The organism is Chitinophaga lutea, assembly GCF_003813775.1.
Classification (GTDB): Bacteria; Bacteroidota; Bacteroidia; order Chitinophagales; family Chitinophagaceae; genus Chitinophaga; species Chitinophaga lutea.
Genome location: NZ_RPDH01000001.1, coordinates 2544130 through 2563594, shown reverse-complemented (window position 1 = coordinate 2563594; position 19465 = coordinate 2544130). Strand labels below are relative to the sequence as shown.

The window sequence follows — 19465 nt, the reverse complement described above, 5'->3', positions numbered from 1 at the left end:
TTTTTTAAAACCCATGGATTTTGCCCATTCTTCTAAAAATTTGACTAATACACTGAAAATCTGGTCAATTTCTTATTACTTTTGCGGCTCATAAAACGCCAATTATCATGCCAGAGCTGAAAGATATAGCCACACAGATCAGGCGGGACATCGTTAGAATGGTGCATGCCGTACAGAGCGGTCACCCCGGCGGTTCCCTGGGTTGTACAGAATACTTTACCGCCCTGTTTTTCAAGGTCATGAAACACCAGCCGGTGCCTTTCGAGATGGACGGCAAGGGGCAGGACCTGTTTTTCCTTTCCAACGGCCATATTTCTCCGGTGTATTACAGTGCGCTGGCCCGTTCAGGGTATTTCCCGACGGAAGAACTGGCAACCTTCCGTAAAATCAATTCCCGCCTGCAAGGCCATCCCACCACGCACGAACACCTTCCCGGCGTACGCATCGCCAGCGGGTCGCTCGGCCAGGGCATGAGCGTTGCTTTGGGCGCTGCACTGAGCAAAAAACTGAATAAAGATCCCCAGATTGTGTTTTCCCTCCACGGCGACGGAGAACTGCAGGAAGGGCAGAACTGGGAAGCGATCATGTTCGCCGCCCATCATAAAGCAGACAACCTCATCGCGACGGTTGATTACAACGGCCAGCAGATCGACGGGCCTACCGATAAGGTAATGAGCCTGGGCGACCTCGGCGCCAAATTCACCGCGTTCGGCTGGAAAGTACTGCACATGAACGGAAACGACATGGACGAAGTGGTGGCTACCCTCGAGTCTGCCAAAAGCCAGACCGGGCAGGGCCAACCCATCGTAATCCTCATGAAAACCGCCATGGGTAAAGGAGTTGACTTCATGGAAGGTTCCCACGAGTGGCACGGCATCGCCCCCAACGACGAGCAGCTGGCCAAAGCGCTGGCACAACTGCCGGAAACGATCGGAGATTATTGATCTTATCGGAATAAACAGGAAAGGGCTGACTATGATCATAGTCAGCCCTTTCTTATTATATCGCCTCCGGTATTAAGTCGCTTTCAGGGTGATTTCCTGCCGCGCCGCGCGCGACGCCGGGTACCAGCTGGCCAGTACGCCGATGACGAGGATGGTCAAACTCACCAGCACAAAGTCCTGCAGGTGCATTTCCACCGGGAACGCATCTATGAGAAAGGAACCGCCACCCAGCTTGATAAGGCCGAAATGCTGCTGTAGCAGGCATATCGTCACGGCCAGCGTGAACCCGATAATGCTCCCTGCGCCGGCTATAATGAGGCCTTCGCTGAGAAAAATGCGCTGGATGAGGCTGTTACGGCCACCCATGGCCTTGAGGATGGTGATGTCTTTTTGTTTTTCTATCACCAGCATCGACAGGGAGCCGATCATGTTAAAGGCCGCAATCACCAGAATAAAACTCAGGAATACGTACGTGACCCACTTTTCGGTCTGCATCACATTATACACCGTCACATTCTGCTCCATGCGCGTTTGCACCTTCACCCCTTCTCCCAGCAGTTCCTGCAGCCTGCGCTTCACTTTCCCATCGGACGCGCCCGGCTCCACCTCGATCTCAAGGGCCGATATTTCACCAGGCGCCATATCCAGCAGCGTACGCATGAAATTGATATCCACCAGTACATACCGGGCGTCAAATTCCTGCTGGATGGCAAAGGTGCCGGCCGGGTAAATGACGCCGTTGTTGATGGACTGTTCGGGCATGCCGGGGTTGAATGAAGCGTCGCGGCGGGGAATATATACGTTGACGGGAACCTGGCTATGCTCTACGTCCACACCCAGGGCCGATTCGATGCCGAGGCCTATCACAGCCAGGTAGCCCAGGTCGCGGCCAAGGTCGAATTTTCCGCGCACGATCTTGTCCTGAACGCCGGCTACTTTGGTAAAGCCGCTATCCACGCCTTTGAGCACCGCGATCGTTTGTTCGTTGCCGTTACGCAGCACCGCTTTTTCTTCGATGGAACGCGACAGATAGGCTACGCCAGGCGTAGCCGCAATGGCTTTCAGCTGCGAATCGGTGAGAAGCAGGGTTTTGCCTGTGGCGGGCACCACTTTCAGCGTGGGGTAAAAAGAAGAGTATAGGGACTTCACCAGACCGGTAAAGCCGTTGAATACGCTCAGTACGATAATCAGCGCGGCCGTGCCCACGGCAATTGCGCCCACGCTCACCCATGCAATGATGTTGATGGCGCTGGTGGATTTACGGGCCCGGAAGTAACGAAGCGCAAATTGCCAGATCATGTATTATTTCTTCTCCTTTTCGTCGTTGATCTTTTTAAACAGTTCTTCCATCCGGAACACATGGTCGAGGGTATCGTCCAGGAAAAAGATCAGTTCCGGCACCCGGCGCAGCTGCTTGGCCACCCGGTTTCCCAGCTCACGGCGTATCTCTCCCATCTTGTCCTTGATCCTGCCCATCATCTCTTCAGGCTGCGCAATCTGGAACATGCTGAGATACACCCTCGCCTCCAGCAAATCCGGCGTCATCTTCACCGATGAAATGGAGATCATCCCTCCTTCGGTTATATTGAATCCCATCCGCATGAAAATATTGCTGAGCTCTTCCTGCACCAGCTGTCCCACCTGTTTTTGCCTTTTAGTTTCTGACATGTTTCTCAATTTAAGCTTAACAATCTGCCCTCTTCCCGTCAAAAACAGGAATCGGCCCAAAATTAACCAATTTAACCGGTTATAAGCATTACGCCCGCCCATACCTGTTTCCCGGCAATATTCCCTCATTTTACCGTACTTTTGCGGATTATCAACACAAAAGGATGAAGACTTTCAAGCGCCTGCTCAGGTTCGTACAGCCACTGCGTCATTATCTGCCGGAATATTTGATCTATACCATTATAGGCGTACTGTTCGGCGTCATTAATTTCGCCATGCTGATACCGATGCTGCAGATCATGTTCGATCAGAAAGATACCGTGGAGCCCGTTGTTGCATTGCCGGTGTTTTCGCTCAGCATCGACTATTTCACCGATGTATTCAAGTATTACTTCCTCCGCTTCATCACCGAAAAAGGTGAAATGTATGCGCTGGGGTTTGTCTGTGTGGTGATCTGCGGCGCCTCCATCCTTGCCAATTTTGGCCGGTACATGAGCTCGCGCGTGATGGTGCGTATGCGGATGAACGTGCTCGAAAGGATACGTAACCTGCTCTACAAACAGGCCACCGAACAATCGCTTTCTTTTTACAACAAACGGCGCAAGGGCGATATGCTGTCGACCATGACGAACGACGTGATGGAAGTGGAATCCACGCTGGTCAACGCCATCCAGGTGTTGCTGCGCGATCCGCTGATCATCATCGTTACTTTTATCGCCCTGTTTTACATTTCGGCGAAACTGACGCTGTTCACGCTGATCTTCTTTCCCATTTCCGGTTTCCTCGTTTCTTACATCTCCAAGCAGCTGCGCAAAAAAGGGTTCTACAGCCAGGAAATGCTGGGCAAACTGCTGAATGTATCGGAAGAATCGCTGAGCGGCGTGCGGGTGATCCAGGGCTTCACCGCTGAAAAATACGTGCAGCAGAAATTCGGCGGCCTTACCCGCCAGTTTACACGGCTGAGCAAATCCATTTACAACCAGCGGGAGCTCGCCTCGCCGATATCTGAGGCGCTGGGCGTGTCGCTGGTAGTAGTGCTGGTGATGGTGGGCGGTTATATGATATTACACGGCAAAGAAATGACCGGCTCCGTTTTCATCACTTACCTCGGCCTGTATTTCACCATCCTGCAGCCTGCAAAAAATATTTCCAACGCATTTACATTGATGCAGAAAGGCATCGTGGCGGGAAACCGCATTTTCGGCATTCTCGACGAGCCGGTGGAAATCAAAGATAAACCTGGCGCGCTGCCGCTGACCGGTTTTGAGCGCAGCATTTCATACGATCAGCTGTCGTTCCGCTATGCAGACCAGTATGTGCTGAAAAACATCAACCTGCATATCAAAAAGGGCACTATGGTGGCGCTGGTGGGCCGCAGCGGCGCCGGCAAATCGACCATGGCCGACCTGCTGCCCCGGTTCTATGAGGCCACCGAAGGCCGCGTGGCCATCGACGGTAAAGATGTGCGCGACCTGAAGCTGCACGATGTGCGGCAGCTGATGGGCATCGTATCGCAGGAAGCCATTCTCTTCAATGATACCGTCACCAGCAACATCGCGTTCGGCCACATCAACCCCGACATGGAAAAGGTGAAAGAGGCCGCCCGCATCGCCAATGCGCATGAATTCATCGAACAGCTCGAAAACGGGTATAACACGGAGATCGGCGACCGCGGCAGCAAACTCAGCGGCGGCCAGCGGCAACGCCTCACCATCGCGCGCGCTATCTTTAAAAACCCGCCCATCCTTATCTTAGACGAAGCCACCTCCGCACTCGATACCGAATCGGAAAAACTGGTGCAGGACGCATTGGACAAACTGATGCAAAACCGCACCACCATCGTTATCGCCCACCGCCTTTCCACCATCCAGCACGCACATGAAATTATTGTGATGGATAAAGGAGAAATTATCGAAAGAGGCCGCCACGATGAATTGCTCGCGCAGCAGGGCGTATACAGGAAACTGGTGGAGATGCAGGAGTTTAAATAGTGTAAAAATATACACAGCGTGATATCGCTGAAATCGCAGGCCGGGAAACCCCGGCCTGTTTTTGTCTGCAGCCGATTTAATGGTACCATTTTTGGTGTCTAGGAGGGCGCCAGAAGGTACCTAATTTGTTCACTAAACTATTGACACCTATGATCTCGGTAATTATACCAGTGCTCAACGAAGGCGCCACCATACGCCAGGTAATTAAGACAATCAGGAAAACCTCCCGACCCATTGAGATTATTGTTGTGGACGATAATTCGACAGACAATACGGTGGAAGAAGCGATGAAGGAGAAAGTAAGAGTGATCACCAGCAGCCAGCGCGGAAAAGGTATTTCCATGCGCGAAGGCATGATGGCGGCGAAACATGATATCATTTTATATGTGGATGGCGACATACTCACCTATCCGGACAATCTTGTAGACCTGCTGGCCGACCCTATTGTGAATAATGAAGCCGACTTTACGAAATCGTTCTTCGAGCGGCAGGCGGGCCGCGTAACACAACTGGTAGCCAAACCGCTGCTGAGCATTCTTTTCCCGGGCCTCGCGGGTTTCAACCAGCCGTTGAGCGGCATGATCGCCGCGCGTAAATCTTTTTTGCAGCGCGTGCATTTTGAAAACGATTACGGGGTAGACATTGGTCTGCTGATCGACATGCACCTGCTGCAGGCGCGCATCGCGGAAGTCAATATCGGCCGGCTCGAAAACGCCATGCAAACCTGGGAGCAGCTGAGTAAAATGAGCCGCGAAGTATCGCGTACGATTTTGCGCAAGGCCGAAAGCATTCCGCAACAGAACCTCGAAACACTGGGCAACATCAATATTATCCGCGAGCAGATGGAGTTCTCGATCCTGGAGTCGATCGACAAACTGCAGAAGATGGTCATCTTCAATCTCGATGAAACCGTGTTTACGCAAAACTACACCTACCTCGCCGCGGTGGCCTTTGAGCAGGAAGCGGCGCTGTGCCAGGTGCTGGAACATTATTCAGACCCCATATCAATATTGAACCGTTCCGCCGCACTTTTCCAGGGCCGCAACCTGGCGGAGCTGCTGGAAGTGGCCGACAGTATTCCCGTAACGCCAGACATCCGGCATGTGATCCGGGAGTTGAAGCGGCGGGGATACGTCTGCGGATTCATCACGGATGGTTTCGAATGTGTGGCCAACCACATGAAAAACAAACTGGGTGCGGATTTCGCGTTCGCCAACCGCTTGCATCTGATACACAGTGTGGCCACCGGCGAAATCACCATTCCGGAGTATTTCCTGCCGTCCGACAACGGTACGCCGGTGTACGACAAAAGCCATATCCTGCAATACATCACGGAGAAATATCACATCGCGCCACAGAACGTGATTTATGTGGGCAACGGAGAAAGTGACCAGGTACTGTTGCAACAGGCGGGCATCGGTGTGGCGTACCATCCACAATTTGTGGATGCAGAAACCGTGGCCGATAAAGTTATTGAGGACATTTGTATGGCGCCGTTACTGGATATTGCGCAGGCAAGCCCGCAACGGAAAAACGGCCGCTGGCCGTCGAAGAAGCAGGTACGCAATATCGGCCTGGGCAGCCTGGCCGTTGTAGCCACCGCGGGCCTGCTATACCTGGCGGCGCGCCAGATCAGGAAGGCCGTGAGCCCCGATTGCAGCGATGCGCCGGCGTTGAAACCAGCATGACAGTAAAACCCTGTTCAGATAACGAATGCTTCCCTGCGTAAAAACGGGGAAGCATTTTTTTTGAGAAAATACCGGTGAAACCTGAAATATTTACCGGGAATCCTGATAAAGTATCGGCTCCAAAATGCTGGTTTGTAAAGGCTTACAGCGAAATTAGCAGAAACACATCTTATGAAAATATCTACAATGCGCAGCCGCCTGCACGAAGCCATCGACCTGGCGCCGGATGCAAGAATCCGGGAATTATTCGACACTATTCCGCTGGAGGTCAGCCGGAGCGAGTTCCTCACACTGGAGCAAATACAGTCGCTCGTAGAGGATGCGGAGAATTTCATCCGTCAGTCTGCCGCGCCGGAGCAGGAAGAGAAAACCACGGAAGAGCGCGACGGGCGGATGAAGAAAATACTGGTGATATTAATGAAACAGGCAGGCGCCGCTGCCGGAGCTGACTAAAAAACCAACCACATCTGAATGTTTCATGATGGGCTGGATCAGCGTAAACACCGGGGCCGGGATCACCCGGCCTTATATTGCACTTTGGCAGATGGGGACGGGTGAATCTGCGATGGAGGATGCCATCGCTTGGCCTTATATAGCACTTTAGCTGATGAGGCCTGCGGTTAGCGCAAGTGAATCTGCGATGGAGGGCGACTGCGACTTGATTCAAGTATTGCCGTGCGGGTATCGCTCCATCATATATAGCTGATTCCCTATTGGAGTATTGCCGTGCAGATATAAAGCCGTCTGTATAGCTGATTTCCTATAGGAGCATTGCCGTCGGCTCCTGTGTATACATGTGGGAACTCAGCAAAAAGATATAAAAATCTGTCCGGCTATACCAGCCGTGATATCTACATTCCAGAAGAAAAAAAGGGCCGTTCTTCCGAACGGCCCTCCTGTTATTTTATCGCTTGTAGCGCAATCTGCTATTTGCTTTTCGCCAGTTTCGCCTCAATGCTGAGGGTGGCGTGTGGCACCGCTTTCAGGCGGGCTTTGTCGATCAGTTTACCTGTTACGCGGCAAATGCCGTAGGTTTTGTTTTCGATACGCACGAGTGCTTTCTCGAGATGATCGATGAACTGGATCTGGCGGCTGGCCATCTGGTTCAGCTGTTCGCGTTCCTGGGAACCGCTGCCGTCTTCCATGCTCATGTATTTGTTTTCGGTATCATCTGTGCCGGCTTCGTCTTTCCGTGTGATGAGGCCCTGGAGGTAAACCAGTTCTTTTTTCGCCGCTTCCAGTTTTTTGAGAATGATCTCCTTAAACTCCTGTAATTCAGGATCGCTGTAACGGTATATCGGACCGGAAGGTGTTTCCGGCTGATCAAGTACGGATTTGGTGAACTCCGGCGCGTACGTCACGGTTTTCATCGCCGGGCGGTTGCTGTTGGAAACCTTGGAAGCAGTTCTGGTAGTAGGCCTTTCAGATACCCGTTTAACAGGCTCCTCTATCTTGGTCTTCTTAACTGGTTCCTTTTCTGGTTTTTCCTGTTTATTCTTTGATGCCATCGGATCTACTTTTTCAACGGGTTTAGAAATCACCGGTTCTGTTGGTTTCGCTGCTGGTTTAGGGGCAGGTACCGGGACCGGTTTTGCCTTGGGTGCCGGGGCCGCTGCTTTTTTCACAGGGGCTTTGGCTGCAGGAGCCGCCTTTTTCGGCGGCGCTGCCGCTTTTTTAGCGGGAGCTTTGGCTGATTTGGCAGGCGCTGGTTTAACAGCCGCCTTTTTTACCGCAGCTTTTTTCGGAGCGGGTTTAACAGAAGATTTGGCCACCTTCGGGGCTGCCTTTTTTGCTGCTGCTTTCTTAGGAGCCGGGGCCGCTTTTTTCGCAGGCGCAGGTTTAGCCGCAGCCTTCTTGGCCGCAGGCGCCTTCTTTACCGGAGCTTTCTTCGCTACAGCTTTCTTGGCAGGAACCGCCTTTTTGGTAGTCTTACTAGCAACCTTCTTCTTTGTTGCCATGGGATTAGCTTTTTTTGTTAACTAATACGTTGAATTTAAGATCGTTAACTTCTACTTCGATGCCCTCCTGTAACTGCGGCACAACATCCAAACTATCTGCCAAAATTTCCGTGCAAATATAGTCATTAAAGTTAATTATCGCCGTTTTCAAGCTGTCTACCTCCGCCACTTTTACAGCTATGCGGTCGGTTAACTCAAAACCACTGTCTTTCCGTATCTTCTGAATCCGGTTTACCAGTTCACGGGCATTGCCCTCGTCCAGTAATTCAGGTGTAATGGTAATATCCAGGGCCACGGTCAGCGCAGCTTTATTGGCGACCGTCCATCCCGGAATATCTTCAGAGATGATCTCAACATCCGCTAATTGAATCGGAACCCGTTCATTATCAATTATTAAGCCAAATTCACCGTCCTTTTCAAGCGTGGTGATATCGTGCTGGCCGAATGCTGCAATGGCGCCGGCAACTGCCTTCATCTTTGCCCCCATTCTGCTGCCCAGGGTTTTGTAGTTCGGCTTAATCTTTTTCTTGATAAAACCTTCGGTTTCCGTAAGATACTCAATTGTTTTTACATTCACTTCGCTTTTTACCAAATGTTCCACCAGCTCCAGTTGCTCCCGCATATGAGGGTTCAAAACAGGTATCAGTATTTTCTGTAACGGCTGGCGCACCTTAATGTTCGTTTTTTTGCGAAGCGACAACACCAAAGAGGAAATATCCTGCGCCAGCTGCATCCTTTCCTCCAGGTCAGGATCGATGGCAGTTTGGTCGGCCACCGGGAAATCGGACAGATGCACGGAGGCTGCCGGCAGGCGGCCGCTCACGTTATTCAGGTTGCGGTACAGCCAGTCGGAGAAGAACGGCGAAACGGGCGCCATCAGGTGCGCGATTTTCTCGAGGCACTCGTACAGCGTCTGGTAAGCGCTGATCTTGTCGTGCCCGTACTCCCCTTTCCAGAAGCGGCGCCGGCAAAGGCGCACGTACCAGTTGCTCAGATGCTCGTCCACAAACTCCTGCACTGCACGCCCGGCCTGCGTAGGCTCGTAATCTTCCAGGCTCCCCGTCACCTGTTTTACCAGGGTGTTGAGCAGGGAAATGATCCAGCGGTCGATCTCGGGACGATCTTTCAGCGGGATGTATGCCTCCTTGAACCCGAAATTATCGAGATTGGCGTACATCGCGAAGAAGTTATACGTATTATATATAGTGCCGAAAAGTTTGCGCTGCACCTCCTTGATGCCGTCCAGGTCGAACTTCATGTTGTCCCACGGAGAGGCATTGGTGATCATATACCAGCGGGTGGCATCGGCACCGTACTGCTGAATGGTGTCGAACGGATCCACTACGTTCCCCCAGCGTTTGCTCATCTTGCTGCCGTTCTTGTCGAGCACCAGGCCGTTGGATACCACGGTTTTATACGCCACGCTGTCGAACAGCATCACGCTCAGGGCATGGAGGGTGTAAAACCAGCCACGGGTCTGATCTACGCCTTCCGCGATAAAATCGGCGGGGAAGGCTTTGCCCTGCTCCAGCATTTCCTTGTTTTCGAAGGGATAATGCCATTGGGCAACGGGCATCGCGCCGCTGTCGAACCAAACGTCCACCAGGTCGGGCTCCCTGCGCATGGGTTTGCCGGTGGAGCTGACCAGGATGATGTCGTCCACATACGGTTTATGCAGGTCGAGGATGCCCTCGTGCAGGTAATTTTTATTGACGTCGCCTCCGAGCACTTCATTGGCAAGGCGGATGCCGGCGTTCAGCTCGGCTACGCTGCCGATGCAGATTTCTTCCGTGCCGTCTTCCGTACGCCAGATAGGCAGCGGGGTACCCCAGTAGCGGCTGCGGCTCAGGTTCCAGTCTACCATGTTCTCCAGCCAGGTGCCGAAACGGCCGGTGCCGGTGGAAGCGGGTTTCCAGTTGATGGTTTTATTCAGCTCCACCATCCGGTCTTTCAGCGCGGTTGTTTTGATGAACCAGGCATCGAGCGGGTAATAGAGCACAGGTTTGTCCGTTCTCCAGCAATGGGGATAGGTGTGCTCGTATTTTTCAACCTTGAAGGCGCGGTTTTCTTTTTTCAGTTTGATGGCGATATCCACGTCCACGTCCTTGTAGTCGGGATCATTTTTATAATCCTTCACATAACGGCCGCCGAATTCACCCACCTCATCGAGGAACTTGCCCTGGCGGTCTACCAGGGTGAGGATGCCGATGCCGTATTTTTTGCCGACGCGGCTGTCGTCCGCACCAAACGCCGGGGCGGTGTGCACGATGCCGGTACCGTCTTCGGTGGTCACAAAATCCCCAAGCAGCACACGGAAGGGGTCTCCTTCTTCGGGCTGCACGTAAGGCAGCAACTGTTCGTAACGGATGTTTTCGAGCTGGCTGCCTTTGAAATGGGCCAGTACGCGCCAGGGCAGTATTTTATCTTCGGGTTTGTATGCGTCGAAATCGCCGTTCTCCCCTTCCGGTTTGAAGTACTTGCCGGCCAGATCTTTGGCCAGCACTACGTTCACCGGCAGGTGGGTGTACGGATTGAAGGTTTTCACCAGTACATAGTCGATATTCGGCCCCACGGTCAGGCCCAGGTTGGAGGGCAGGGTCCAGGGGGTGGTGGTCCAGGCCAGGAAAAATACCTGGTCGCTGCCGGCCGCTTCGAACAGAAATTTCGACAGGTCCGATTCCACCGCTTTGAACATGGCCACGATCGTGGTGTCTTTCACATCTTTATAGGTACCGGGCATGTTGAGCTCGTGGGAACTGAGGCCGGTACCGGCGGCGGGAGAATACGGCTGTATGCTCACGCTTTTATAAAGGAGCCCTTTTTTATATAGTTGTTGCAGGCACCACCAGAGGCTTTCGATATAATCGTTCTCGAAGGTGATGTAGGGGCGTTGTAAATCAACCCAGTATCCCATTTTACGGGTGAGCTCTTCCCAACGGTCTTTATATTTCAATACTTCTTTCCGGCAGGTATCGTTGTATTCGGCGATGGAGATTTTTTTGCCGATATCTTCCTTGGTAATGCCCAGGGATTTTTCCACGCCCAGTTCCACCGGCAAGCCGTGGGTATCCCATCCGCTTTTACGTTTTACCTGGAAGCCCTGCATGGTTTTATACCGGCATACCAGGTCTTTCAGGGCGCGGGAAATTACGTGGTGAATGCCAGGCAGGCCGTTGGCGCTCGGAGGGCCTTCGTAAAACACGAAAGGCGTCGCCCCGTCGCGGTTCGACACGCTTTTTTCAAAAATCTGGTGCTGTTCCCACGCTTGCAGTATATCCTGTTCTATTTGCGGTAAATTCAGTTGACTATATTCCTGATATTTGCTGGACATAAACAAAATCACCCTCCGGGCTCATTAAAGTTTGGTATTTGAAATAAAATTCTGCGAAGTTACGAAAATACAGGCAGGTTTTGGAGTGGCCTTACCATTCATAAAAAATAAGAGATTTATGCGCAAAATGAGGCAAAAATTAGCTATTTTACAATAAACTATGCTTACTTTGCGTTTTTGGCATTGTTTTGGTTAAGAAGTTAGAAGAGTATCACGCAGAAAAACCATATCTTTTATGAAAAAAGTAACGTTATTTATATGCGCTGCCGTCTTCACTTCAGGCATCGCGTTTTCACAACAGAAATCATCGAAAAAGAGCAAAACCGTAGCCAAAAAAGTAGAGGCCCCCGCCGCTGTGAAAGAGGCATTTGGCCAAAAGGCCGAATTTTCGGGCACTACTGACGCTGTTTGGACCAAAACAGCTGGTGGCAACTGGGTAGCAGCTTTTAATAAAGAAAATGTAAAAACCAGTGCCGAGTATAATGCTGAAGGCGCATGGATTGCAACACGCAGTGAGTATCAGGCAGGTGCGTTGCCCGAAACAGTTTTAGGGACTTTAAAGAACAAATATCCTTCCGCCGTTGTTAAAGAAGGGTGGAAAATTGAGAGAGCGGACGTGGCTGCATATTACAAAGTAAATATTGACGACAATGGGACTGCCAAAACGGTACTTTTGAACGATGCTGGCACTATTGTTGATTAAGGATATTTCAGATAAAGATTTTAATTAAGTATTTCATAGGTATAGGGATAAATAGGACAGACCCTGCTCTTTTGGGCGGGGTTTTTCTTTTGCCTTAAGTGCTGCTTTGCTTTTATCGCTCCTCATAATGTAACCTCACCTTACCCCGATTTTCAGTCATCACCCCCACCCGCTATCAGCCTTTGTGGACGCTATTCCCAGCGGAGCAGCCAAAAAAAAGCCGCTACTCGAAAAGTAACGGCTTTATGCAAATTACGGGGGAAAAACTTACTGACTGGCAATACAATACCTTAGGTCATGGTGTTTGATATGCGTATTGCGTTTAATAATGGCTTTACTATCGTCTGCAAGCCTTCCCAGGTCAAATCTGATAAGGAAGCTTATGAAGAACCCGGATAGATATCCGGTGATCGTGATACAAAGAAAGCACAAACCACATAAACGCATTTGTCAATTCGGGAAAAGTAATGATCGTAAAGGGAAAAAGGAAAAAGGAACAAACGCGCCGGCCCGCCTGGCGCGGCTATTCAGTGACCGGCCTGTGTATGTAAATGAAAACACAGAAGCTGTTGCCGGTACCCGCCCACAGGATTTTAAACGCTGCGGGGCATGAAAAACAACCGCCACTACATGTTTTAATCCCGGAGAGGTGATAAAAACGGAAACGCCGTCTTCCGCGGCCCCCCGGATACTTTCTTTGCTATTCAACGATGTAAATGCGGAAAACACTGCTTATCTATCGCAGCAGCAATTCACAGGGCTTCAGGCCGGTGTGTTTTTTAAATGCAGTGGAGAAATGGGAAATGCAGGAGTATCCCATCATAATGGCTACTTCCGAAACGGAAAGCCCTTTTTCATACAGCAGCCCTTTGGCTTTTTCCATTCTTTCTTTCTGGAAATAATCATAAATGGTGGTACCGAACATGGCTTTGAAACCCTTTTTCAGGTAACACTCATTCATGGCCACACGCCTCGCCAGGTCGCGGATCGTAATGGGTGCATCAAGCTGCTCCAGCAGGATGCTACGCGCTTTTTCGATCTTTTCCCGGTCTTCCATCTGCGTGAGGAAACGGCAACCGTAACGCTCGTCCGTATCGTTCTGGATGAACTGGTCGGAGCTGAAAAGCAGCAGCTCCAGCGCCTTGCTTTGCAGGAAGATATTTTTGAGGATGCCTTCGTAATTGTGATGCACCATCTGCTCCAGTATGGCTTTCGACTTGGTGCAGGGCTGTATCGTTTTTACAAAAGGTTTGCGGGATTGCAGTTCGAACAGGGAAAACGAAGTATTCCCTTTCTGGAGGGTCTGGATAAACGCGGGCTGGAAACGCACGGTGATCATGTCCACAGAAGGCAGCTTGTCGTTGCACTCTTCATTTTTCCTTTTCTCCGCGCACACCTGGTCGGTACAACCGGGGTTTTTACAATATTTGCTGCCGGCCACACAGTACCGCAGCTCGATGGCAGCGCTCTGCCCCCTCTTGGCAGGCTGGTACACCACCATGGCCACATCTTCCACCGGCAACGGGCGGTCGTATACGTAACGCTGCAGGTCATAATCCAGACAGTCAGGAACGGTCACATGGTCCGCTTCCGCGAGCTGCAACTGGTCGCTCATAGCGGGTTGCGGGATGGCCAAGTTGAGTATTTCCTGTACTTCTTTCATATTGTGCGCCACAAAATTAACGAATCATTGTTATAATCTTATTAGTTTGACACAATGGTTACAATTGCCCCCGATTGGTATAATATTAGCAATTCAACAGTCATATGAAAAGGACCTGGAAGATCATTCTAACGGCAGGGGCTATACTGGTATTGCTGGTGCTGGGCGCGGCCTGGTATCTGAACGTACACTGGAAAGGATTACTGGACAAGGAACTGCGCAAGTATGTGGCGGAAAGCTCCGACAGCCTGTACACCCTGGCTTACGGCAAAATCAACCTCAACCTCCTCACGGGCAACCTCGCCATCCATAATGTGGCCCTCATCCCCGACAGCGGCGTGTATGCCCGTATGGTGCAGGAACAGCGCGCGCCGCAGGTACTTTATCACGCCAGCGCCAGCCGCCTGCAGATCACCCGCATGAAACTCTGGCGTTATTTCCTCGGCAAACAGGTGGATGCAGGGGCTTTCATCCTTTCCGACCCGGAAATCACCATCACGGAAGACCGCCGCAGCGTAGACACCGGCCGCCAGCGCAGCTTCTACGAGGCCATCAATAAAAACATCGCCAGCTTTGATGTGGACCGCATTTCCCTTCAGCAGACCAGGCTGCGTTATACCCGGATCGCGGAAGACAGCAGCAAACAGATGACCCGGCTCGATAACCTGGACGTGGAAGTGCGGGGCCTGGAAATAGACTCCCTCTCCCAGCACGACCCTACCCGCTTCTTATACGCCCGCAATTTTGACATCAATCTCGATAAATGGGACTATCGCCTGCCGGACAGCCTGTACTGGCTGCATGTGAGCAAGATCAGCTACCACGCCATCGAACGGTCGCTCGACATCGGGGAGATACGCCTCGACCCGCGGTACGACCGGGCCGCGTTCGATAAAAGGATCAAATTCCAGCAGGACCGGTACGACCTTGCGGTCCGGAACATCCGGCTGGAAGGGCTGCCCCGCATGGGTTTGCTGCAGAAAAAGATACTGGCCGACAAAATGTCCATCAACGGCGGCCACTTCCACGCTTACCGCAACCGCGGCGTGCCGATGGCGCCGGGCGACAAATACGGGCAGTTCCCCAACCAGGTGCTGGCCAAATTCGAGATCCCCCTCCGCATCGATACCCTGCAGGTGGCCGGCCTTGCGATCAGCTATGCAGAACGGAATCCGCAAAACGGGGAAATCGGGCAGGTGGATTTTCCACGGGCCGGGGGTACCTTCCTGAATATCACCAATATCGATTCGCTGGTGCAGCGTAACGGGCACTGTATTGCCGACCTGCACGCCATCCTCATGCAAAGCGGCAAACTAAAAGCCCGCTTTGATTTCAAGCTGGGCGCGAAAGACGGTGCGTTTGCCGTGAGCGGCCAGCTCAGCGATATGGACGGGCGGGAATTCAACAAAGCCACTAAAGCGCTCGGCATGGTGGAAATCCGCTCCGCCCGCATCAAACAGCTCGATTTTAACCTGCAAGGCAATGAGCGCAGCGCGGCCGGCATCGTCAAAATGCAATATTCCAACCTGCGGATAGCCATGCTGAGAGAGGAAAAAGACGGGAACGGCTCGGAAAGGAAGGGGCTTGCGAGCCTGCTGGCCAACCTCATGGCCATCCATAATGAAAACCCCTCGCCCGGCCAACCGATGCGGGTGGCAAAACCGCGTTATACGCGACACCCCCAGAAGTCGTTTTTTAACCTGTTATGGAAGACCATTTTTACCGGCGTAAAACAGACAGCCGGTACCGATATGCTGGAAAACTTCGGAAACCAGCAATAAGCAATATTCACATACTATCCACCTCCCCCAAAAAAGCCTTGTTTTTCATGGAAATTAGGCTGATTTTGCTTATTTTTGCTGGATTGTCTACTGATTTGTTAAAAACGATTTTCTGCTAAAAATATGAGTGAAGAACTAGTGCAAACAACTGCCCCCAGTAATGGTTACGACGCGGGCAGTATTCAGGTTTTGGAAGGACTGGAAGCCGTGCGTAAACGTCCGGCGATGTATATCGGGGACATTGGCGTGAAAGGTTTACACCACCTTGTATACGAAGTAGTCGATAACTCCATCGATGAAGCGCTGGCCGGCTATTGTAAGAATATCGACGTTACTATTTGTGAGGATAACTCCATCCGCGTGAAAGACGACGGACGCGGTATCCCTACGGGTATGCACGCCAAGGAGAAACGTTCCGCCCTGGAAGTGGTGATGACGGTGCTCCACGCGGGCGGTAAATTCGACAAAAACACCTACAAGGTTTCCGGCGGTTTGCACGGTGTGGGCGTGAGCTGCGTGAATGCGCTGAGCGATCCCCTGCACGTAACGGTTCACCGCGAAGGCAAGATATTCGAGCAGGAATACAGGATGGGCATCCCCCAGTATTCCGTACGTGAGATCGGTGACAGCGACATTACCGGCACCATTGTGCACTTCAAGCCGGACGGTACCATCTTCAACGAAACCACTTACAACCGCGAAACCCTGGCGGGCCGCCTGCGCGAACTGGCCTTCCTGAACAGGCGTATCCGCATCACCCTCACCGACGAACGCGAAAAAGATGAAAACGGCAACGCTTTCAGCGAAACCTTTTTCAGCGAAGGCGGTATCGTGGAGTTCGTGGAGCTGATGGACAAAAACGGCCGCCGCAACCCGCTGGTGGCGCAACCCATATTTATCGAGGCGCACGACGCCGCCAGCAACGTGGCGGTGGAAGTGGCCATGCTCTATAACGATTCCTTCAACGAGCACATCTTCTCCTACGTTAACAACATCAACACCATCGAGGGCGGCACACACGTAGCCGGCTTCCGCAGGGCCATCACCCGGGTGTTCAAGGCGTATGCAGATAAAAACAAGATGTTCGAGAAATCGAAAGTGGAAGTGGTGGGCGACGACTTCCGCGAAGGCCTCAGCTGTATCGTGAGCGTGAAAGTGCCCGAGCCGCAGTTCGAAGGCCAGACCAAAACCAAACTGGGCAACTCCGATGTAATGGGGGTGGTAGACAGTGCGGTGGCCAACGTGCTCGACGCTTATCTCGAAGAGCACCCGAAAGAAGCCAGAACGATCATCAACAAGGTGGTCCTGGCCGCGCAGGCCCGTGAGGCGGCGCGCAAGGCACGCCAGATGGTACAGCGCAAGAGCGTGATGACCGGCAGCGGACTGCCCGGCAAATTGGCGGACTGCTCCGACAATGACCCCACCAAATGCGAGCTCTACCTTGTCGAAGGTGACTCGGCAGGCGGTACGGCCAAACAGGGCCGTAACCGGAACTTCCAGGCCATCCTGCCCCTCCGCGGTAAAATCCTGAACGTGGAAAAAGCCCTGGAGCATAAAATCTACGAAAACGAAGAGATCAAAAATATCTTCACCGCCCTCGGCGTAACCATCGGCACCCCCGATGATGAAAAGGCCCTCAACCTCAGCAAACTCCGTTATCACAAGCTGATCATCATGACGGATGCCGACGTGGACGGAAGCCACATCGCCACGCTCATCCTCACTTTCGTGTTCCGTTACATGAAAGAAATGGTGGAACAGGGTTATGTGTACCTCGCCCAGCCCCCGCTGTACCAGGTGAAAAAAGGCAAAGACTTCATCTACGCCTGGAACGACGAACAGCGCAAGGCAGCCGTTACCAAACTGGCCGGCGGCGGTAAGGAAGACAACGTGAGCATCCAGCGGTATAAAGGTCTCGGTGAAATGAACGCGGAACAGCTGTGGGACACCACCATGAACCCGGATGCCCGCACCCTCAAACAGGTAACGATTGACAGCGCTTTTGAAGCCGACCGCATCTTTACCATGCTGATGGGCGACGAAGTACCTCCCCGCCGTGAATTCATCGAATCTCACGCCAAATACGCAAAAATCGACGCGTAACACGCGGAAAGAAATACCTGAAAAGGGCTGCACCTCACCGGAGCAGCCCTTTTTTCATGGGCGTTACTATAAATAACAAATTTTATTAATGAAATAATTTTATAATCTGTATAAGTTTGCTATATTGCATGTAATTAGACGTACCTATGAAATCCAAATCCCTGATCCCGGGCCTGGCACTGCTGGCTGTTGCCCTCTTTTCCGCCTGCGACAAAAAAGACATCTTCGACGATAACCACGTGAAAGGGCACTTTTCCTTGAAAGTGAACGATTCCCTCGTCACGGTGACCAAACAGCTCACGGCCAGCCTGTACGATTCAACGGGTAATTATGTACTGGTCATTTCCGGGCTTACCGCCAGCAACCAGGGCCTCACCGTCAATGTGGTGTTCCCCGGCAAACAGCTGAAAGCGGGCGAATATAAACTAAGCGCCACCGATATGAATTACATCGCGTGGATGAAGAAGCTGGGCACTTCAGACAATTATTCGGCAGACGATGTGAACCTGAATGCCGCAGCCACCATCACTATCGAGAGCATTACGGAGTCAAAAGCCAAAGGCACATTTTCCGGCATCCTGGTGCACGATGTGGTGGCGGAAGACAAAAAGACCGTTACCGGCGGCACTTTTGAAGTAAGCCCGATCATCAGAATGAACTAAGTTCTTTTTAATCATATCATGTCCTATTTATCCCAACTTACCTGATTGTGGCCCGCCCGCCGGGCGCGCGGCGCCATAGTAGCAAAATAGAATTACAGACAGTTTAATTGACAGTAGAACACCATCGTCACGCGGCTTCCGCCGCTTTGTGACCTGCAGAACAGACTAAAAGGAAAAGGGCTACCGGTGACGACCGGCAGCCCTTTTCCCTTTGATGACGATACCTCTTCCTGATTATTTAATCCCGAATACAGCCCTGATCTCAGCGCGTATTTTGATGGTCTTGAAGTCGATGTTGGAGTCCGGCACACCGGCGCCCATTGCATCGGCAGATTTGTACATCCGTACATTCGCCATTTCGGGGCGTACGTCGCTGTACTGGTCGGTGTTGAATTCCTGCACCTCAATCACACCGGCGATTTTTTCATCGATCGCACCGAGCAGGTATTCCGCTTTGTTTTTGGCCGCTTTCAGCGCATTCATTTTTACCTGTTTGCGGTACTCGTCCATTTTGCTGTGGGTGTAAGAAGCGATGTTCACGCTTTCGATGCCTTCATCGTCTACGGCAGCAAGGATGGCGTTCACCTTGTCGAGGCGGTTCAGCTTCAGGCTGTACTGTTTGCGCGCCATGAAGTCCACATCATTTTTCTTTTTACGCCACCACTGGTCGTAGTTGTAACCGAATACATTGGCGATGGTAAAGTTCTCTTTCGGGATACCCGCATCGGCCACGGCTTTCTGCAGCTGCGCTTCCAGGGTGGTGATGGCCACTTTGCTCGTTTTATTCTTCATGTACTCACGCAAGGTGATGTTGAGCGTAATCTCGTCGGGGGTGATTTCCATTTCAGCAGTGCCCGTCACTTCAATTTTTTTCACCGGCGGTTTGCTGTCGGTTGTTTGTGCGAATGATGTTGCTGTCATAAAGAGTCCCATTAATAATACGGTTAATTTTTTCATTGCTTTCAGTTTTAAA

16 protein-coding genes are annotated in these 19465 nt (G+C 51.8%); 10 read left to right on the top strand and 6 right to left on the bottom strand.

What is annotated here, in order from left to right:
• Positions 1–107: 107 nt before the first annotated feature.
• Entirely contained in the window at positions 108–944 is an 837-nt protein-coding gene (locus tag EGT74_RS10340; RefSeq protein WP_123846428.1) for a transketolase, read from the top strand.
• Positions 945–1016: 72 nt separating this feature from the next.
• On the opposite strand, the gene EGT74_RS10335 is transcribed toward EGT74_RS10340, so the two are convergent.
• Entirely contained in the window at positions 1017–2243 is a 1227-nt protein-coding gene (locus EGT74_RS10335; RefSeq protein WP_123846427.1) for an ABC transporter permease, read from the bottom strand.
• Between the two features lie 3 nt (positions 2244–2246).
• Positions 2247–2612 (bottom strand): 30S ribosome-binding factor RbfA, encoded by a 366-nt coding sequence (gene rbfA / locus EGT74_RS10330; protein ID WP_123846426.1) that lies wholly within the window; start codon positions 2610–2612, stop codon positions 2247–2249.
• Positions 2613–2776: 164 nt separating this feature from the next.
• Between rbfA and EGT74_RS10325 the strand changes: the two genes are divergently transcribed.
• The 3 genes from EGT74_RS10325 to EGT74_RS10315 all read left to right on the top strand — a co-directional run bounded on the left by EGT74_RS10325 (position 2777) and on the right by EGT74_RS10315 (position 6744).
• Entirely contained in the window at positions 2777–4603 is a 1827-nt protein-coding gene (locus EGT74_RS10325) for an ABC transporter ATP-binding protein (RefSeq protein ID WP_123846425.1), read from the top strand.
• A 149-nt stretch (positions 4604–4752) separates the two neighbouring features.
• A complete protein-coding gene (locus EGT74_RS10320) occupies positions 4753–6291 on the top strand; it encodes a glycosyltransferase (protein ID WP_123846424.1) in 1539 nt (512 codons plus the stop codon).
• Between the two features lie 171 nt (positions 6292–6462).
• A complete protein-coding gene (locus tag EGT74_RS10315) occupies positions 6463–6744 on the top strand; it encodes a hypothetical protein (RefSeq protein ID WP_123846423.1) in 282 nt (93 codons plus the stop codon).
• A 473-nt stretch (positions 6745–7217) separates the two neighbouring features.
• Here the strand turns inward: EGT74_RS10315 and EGT74_RS27165 are convergent, their stop codons facing one another.
• Positions 7218–7661 carry a TraR/DksA family transcriptional regulator gene (locus EGT74_RS27165; protein ID WP_246008175.1) on the bottom strand — a complete coding sequence of 148 codons (444 nt, stop codon included), beginning with the start codon at positions 7659–7661 and terminating at the stop codon, positions 7218–7220.
• A gap of 25 nt (positions 7662–7686) precedes the next feature.
• Between EGT74_RS27165 and EGT74_RS27160 the strand changes: the two genes are divergently transcribed.
• Entirely contained in the window at positions 7687–8274 is a 588-nt protein-coding gene (locus EGT74_RS27160) for a hypothetical protein (protein WP_246008174.1), read from the top strand.
• Here the strand turns inward: EGT74_RS27160 and ileS are convergent.
• The gene (gene ileS, locus EGT74_RS10305; RefSeq protein ID WP_123846421.1) at positions 8254–11580 is read right to left on the bottom strand and encodes an isoleucine--tRNA ligase; all 3327 of its coding nucleotides are present in this window, start codon (positions 11578–11580) and stop codon (positions 8254–8256) included. The two genes, EGT74_RS27160 and ileS, sit on opposite strands and share 21 nt — an antisense overlap.
• A gap of 235 nt (positions 11581–11815) precedes the next feature.
• Between ileS and EGT74_RS10300 the strand changes: the two genes are divergently transcribed.
• Together EGT74_RS10300 and EGT74_RS10295 are read left to right on the top strand one after the other, a co-directional pair.
• On the top strand, positions 11816–12283 hold the full coding sequence (locus tag EGT74_RS10300; protein WP_123846420.1) for a PepSY-like domain-containing protein: 468 nt from the start codon (positions 11816–11818) through the stop codon (positions 12281–12283).
• A 382-nt stretch (positions 12284–12665) separates the two neighbouring features.
• A complete protein-coding gene (locus tag EGT74_RS10295) occupies positions 12666–12896 on the top strand; it encodes a hypothetical protein (protein ID WP_123846419.1) in 231 nt (76 codons plus the stop codon).
• Between the two features lie 123 nt (positions 12897–13019).
• Here EGT74_RS10295 and EGT74_RS10290 read toward each other — a convergent pair whose 3' ends face one another.
• Positions 13020–13946: a helix-turn-helix domain-containing protein gene (locus EGT74_RS10290; RefSeq protein ID WP_123846418.1), complete on the bottom strand. Its 927-nt coding sequence runs from the start codon at positions 13944–13946 to the stop codon at positions 13020–13022.
• Between the two features lie 104 nt (positions 13947–14050).
• On the opposite strand from EGT74_RS10290, the gene EGT74_RS10285 reads away from it, so the two are divergent.
• From EGT74_RS10285 to EGT74_RS10275, 3 genes are all read left to right on the top strand, one after another.
• Entirely contained in the window at positions 14051–15727 is a 1677-nt protein-coding gene (locus EGT74_RS10285) for an AsmA family protein (RefSeq protein WP_123846417.1), read from the top strand.
• Between the two features lie 123 nt (positions 15728–15850).
• The gene (gene gyrB / locus EGT74_RS10280; RefSeq protein WP_123846416.1) at positions 15851–17830 is read left to right on the top strand and encodes a DNA topoisomerase (ATP-hydrolyzing) subunit B; all 1980 of its coding nucleotides are present in this window, start codon (positions 15851–15853) and stop codon (positions 17828–17830) included.
• A 146-nt stretch (positions 17831–17976) separates the two neighbouring features.
• Positions 17977–18492: a hypothetical protein gene (locus EGT74_RS10275; RefSeq protein ID WP_123846415.1), complete on the top strand. Its 516-nt coding sequence runs from the start codon at positions 17977–17979 to the stop codon at positions 18490–18492.
• A gap of 234 nt (positions 18493–18726) precedes the next feature.
• Here the strand turns inward: EGT74_RS10275 and EGT74_RS10270 are convergent, their stop codons facing one another.
• Positions 18727–19413: an SIMPL domain-containing protein gene (locus EGT74_RS10270; protein WP_220392835.1), complete on the bottom strand. Its 687-nt coding sequence runs from the start codon at positions 19411–19413 to the stop codon at positions 18727–18729.
• Between the last annotated feature and the right edge of the window lie 52 nt (positions 19414–19465).